Source organism: Phytoactinopolyspora endophytica, from assembly GCF_004138495.1.
Lineage (GTDB): Bacteria > Actinomycetota > Actinomycetes > Jiangellales > Jiangellaceae > Phytoactinopolyspora > Phytoactinopolyspora endophytica.
Genome location: NZ_ML142853.1, coordinates 207,320 through 211,074, shown reverse-complemented (window position 1 = coordinate 211,074; position 3,755 = coordinate 207,320). Strand labels below are relative to the sequence as shown.

General features: G+C 68.3%; 3 protein-coding genes. All 3 read right to left on the bottom strand.

Features of this window, described 5'->3' with window-relative positions:
• Positions 1 to 145: 145 nt before the first annotated feature.
• Positions 146 to 2,635 (bottom strand): golvesin C-terminal-like domain-containing protein, encoded by a 2,490-nt coding sequence (locus ELR45_RS11815; protein WP_129666186.1) that lies wholly within the window; start codon positions 2,633 to 2,635, stop codon positions 146 to 148.
• 168 nt (positions 2,636 to 2,803) lie between these two features.
• Entirely contained in the window at positions 2,804 to 3,028 is a 225-nt protein-coding gene (locus tag ELR45_RS37585) for a hypothetical protein (protein WP_205856444.1), read from the bottom strand.
• Positions 3,029 to 3,058: 30 nt separating this feature from the next.
• The coding region (locus ELR45_RS37580) for a dihydrodipicolinate synthase family protein (protein WP_205856443.1) at positions 3,059 to 3,755 on the bottom strand (697 nt) is incomplete at its 5' end.

Below are 3,755 nucleotides of genomic sequence, written 5' to 3'. Positions count from 1 at the left end.
GTCGCCGGACCGCGAAGCGGTGGTCGGTCATGGTTGAGCCCCTTTCCTTCAACTGTTCGTGCGTGGACGGTGCGGTGGTGTCGGAGCGGAGGGGCCCATGATCATCGAGGATCCGAGGTGCTCACACACCCCAAACACTCGATGATCATGGGGAGGTCGGATCGGTGGCGGCACTGGCATGTGGTGGCCGTCCGGGTTCGGTGTGGGTGATGGCGTAGATGCGGTGTTCGTAGGTGGTGTCGGGGGAGAGGCCGGTGCTGGTGAACGTGGTCTCGTCGCCGGGCACCTCGCCGGCGAATTCCCACGCGCCGTCGCCGTTGGGTCGGCGTTCGACGTGGTAGCCGGTGGCGCCGTCGCTGGGTGTCCAGCTCAGCTCGGTGCGGGACGGCGACGCGGGGTCGGCCTGGAGGTCGGTGGGTGTCGCGGGGACCGGGTCACGGGTGAGAGTGATGGCATCGGCGATGACGTAGCCGTCGGCATCATTGCTGAGCTCGACGGTGGCGGCCGTGCCGGCTTCGAATGGGAAGCTGCCGAGGTCGACCCAGACGCCGGGGCGGCCGGGATCGGTGAGGCTGCGAGCCTGGCCGCGCTGGTCGACCTCGACCGTGGTGCTGCCGTCCGCGTGGTGCACCGTGTACGCGGCGTCGGAGGCGCGGTTGGGATGCGAGACGTACCAGGCCAGGACGTTGTAAGTGCCGGTGACGGGGACGTCGGGCCGCCAGCTCGCGATCCGGTCGCCGGACCCTGCGGGCGCGGAGCGATAACTGACCCCGTAATACGGATGCCCTTCTTGGCCGGTGGCCCTGCCCCACGTTCCGGACCTTTCGAAGGCATCGACCGACTCGTCATCGACGACGACGTCGCGCACCAGGCCATTCGGCACGCCACCGGCATCGATGAGAGTCAGCTCGTCGGGGGCGATGGTGCTGCCGCCGAGATGTCCCTCGTCCACCAGCGTGAACCGGACCCAATGCAGCCCGCGGTCTAACTCGACGGCGCCGAGCTGGTACGTCTGGTAGGCCTCTCCGGTCTCCAGGGTGGGGTCGACCAGCCCGTCCGGCAGGTTCTCGCCGTCGATGCTGACCTGGACTTTCCCGAGATCCTGGGAGCGGTGGAGGCGGACCGCGGCCTCGAACTCGCCCGAGTCGCGGGGGAGCCGGACGGGCATCTCGACGTAATCGCCGGGCGCGGCGGCGTCGTAGCCCAGAGCCTTGCTTCCGCGCGCATTCGCGTCGTCGACGACGTGCGGCGGGCCCGGCGACTCGGTGCGCGATCCCGCGCGTGTCCCGGATGGTTTTCCGGTCCGCGTTCCTGCCATGGTGCCCAGCTCGAACGCGTGCTCTGTGATCTGCGGCCCGTCGTCTACCTCGTCGCCGATCTCGTTGCCGGTCCTGTCGCCGATGCCCGTGCCGTCGTCCCGGCCGTCGGTGAGCCACGCGAGGTCGAATCGGGCCAGCGCGACCCGCTGTGGGTAGGCGAGGATCTCGCCGTCGCGGCCGTACAGCACGATGACCGTCCCATCGGACAGCACAGCCAGGTCCGAGTAGTACGACGGCCCAGGGTTCAGGGCCTTCTCGTAGCGATAGGTGTAGCCGTCGTCGTAGCTGACCGCGACCGTCAGGTTCTCCCGCCGCGCCGAGTCGGGCCGGCTCTGCAGCGTGCGCCGCATGCCGTCCGGGCCGTCGAAGCTCACGACGCTGGAGTCGACGGCGGTGTAGCGACCGGTCGCCGGCTCGAGGACGGGATCCGACCAGGTCAGTCCGTCGTCGGTGCTCACCGACGAGATCCGGAGCCGATGCCCGCCGGCGGCGGCCCGTCCGTTGACGACGACCGCGCCGTCGTCACGCTGGTAGAGGCGACTCTCGTTGATCGGGTAGCCCGGCGAGACCGGGACCCGTCCGCCGCGCTGCCATGTCTTCCCATGGTCGTCGCTGTAGAGCGTGTCGATCCCGTACCGGCGCTCCGGTGCGGGCAGCTCCGCCGACCGACGGTGCAGGATCGGCAGGATCAGCCGGCCGCCCTCGAGCTGGATGCCGTGGCCGGGACCGGGTCCGTTGAGGATCCATCCGAACGGGTTGTCCTCGAACAGATGGCTCAGGCTCACCGGGTCGCTCCAGCTGGCGCCGGAGTCGTCGCTGCTGATGACGTTGATGTCGGCGCTTGTCGGGCCTTGGTAGATCAGGAACGCGCTGCCGGTCTCATCGTCGACGAGAGCCGTCGGGCTGCTCCAGAAACGGCCGCCGGACGGGACGACCGCCTGGGTCGGTTCCCACGTGTCGCCGCCGTCGGTACTGCGGCGCAGCAAGATGTCCTTCGACCCGCCGTCGGACAGCTCGTAGCGACCTTCGGTGAATGCCAGGATGGTGTCGTCCGGCGTCACCGCGAGGGCGTGGACGTGGTAGTTCTCGTGTGAGCCGGTCTCGGAGTCCCAGAGAGTCGTCTCCTCGAACCAGCCGTGCTCCGAACTCGCTGCCTGTGCCATGCCGCGTTCAGCCGGCCTCATGCCGATGTCCGCTGAGGCGATGCCGGTGGTCGCCGAAGGCAGAGCGAGCGTGAGCGAGCCGGCGGCGAGCAAAGCGGCCGATAAGACGATCACGACGGTCCGTCGCGTGGTCGTCAACCGGTGGTGGGTCATGATCTACAGCTCCTTCCGGACATCGAAACTTCGTCGATGCTGCGTTCTGTGTCGGATGCTGCGTTCTGTGTCGCGTTGGGGCGTGAATCGGGCTCTTCGCGGTACGGAAAGTGCCATCCGGGACGGATTGCAGGATCTGGGACGGATTGCAGCGTCGGCGACGAGCCGTTATGGGCTCTGGTGAGCGACGAGCGCGATGAGGTCGGGGCTGATACGCAGCCCGGCGGAGTCGACGTGCTTGTCGACGACGGTGAACCGGACGGTGTGACGCCCTCGGCGCAGCCGGAGCCGGCCGAGACATTCGGTCTTGAGGGAGGACGCACGGTGGCTGATCTGCGGTGAACGGGTTTGGTCTTCGGGTTGTCGCGAGCGCGGGTCGGGCTGAGAACGCACTGTCGGTTCCTCCAGATCCTCGGTGTCGATTCACATGATGAGGTGGGCCTCGTGAGGTGCGAGCAGCTCCAACACTGCGGCGCGTTCACTGGCAGTGCAGGGAAGAAGGGGCGGTGCGACATGGGGCGGACAGAGCCCTCGATCGTCGAGAATCGCCTTGACTATGGGCACGCCCGGCCGGATCCGGTGGATGCCGCACAGCTCGTCGACGATGCCTTGCCAATGCTCGGGGGACAGTCCATCGCCGGCCGTGCGGGGTGTTCCCTGGGCCGTGCTGCCGTTCACGTCACCGCCAGCCTGCCGCAGCTCCTGACTTGGTGCGCTGGCTGCTCGTGCATGGTGCGCTGAGTGCACGTTCGATTGGGTTGGGGTACCGATTTCCAACGAGCGTTCAGCGCACCATGCTCGATAGAGGGCGACGGCGACGTCCGGGGCGATGTTGGCGACGCCGGGGACGATGCCGTCGGCGCCGGCGCGCAACCCGGCCACGAGTGCTCCTTCCGCACCCTGGCCCACGCCGAAGTCGGGCCGGCGGGTACGCGCGGCGGTGACCATGTCGCGCAGGAGCTCCAGGTCGCCAGAGCTGTCCTTGACCCCGACGACATGCTCCATGTCCAGCAGCGCGTCGAACACGGACGGTGTGATCGGGTTGCTGTACCGCGGAGCGTTGTAGGCCACGACCGGGACACCCAGGCCGGCACAGGCGGCGTAGTGAGCGACGATCTCG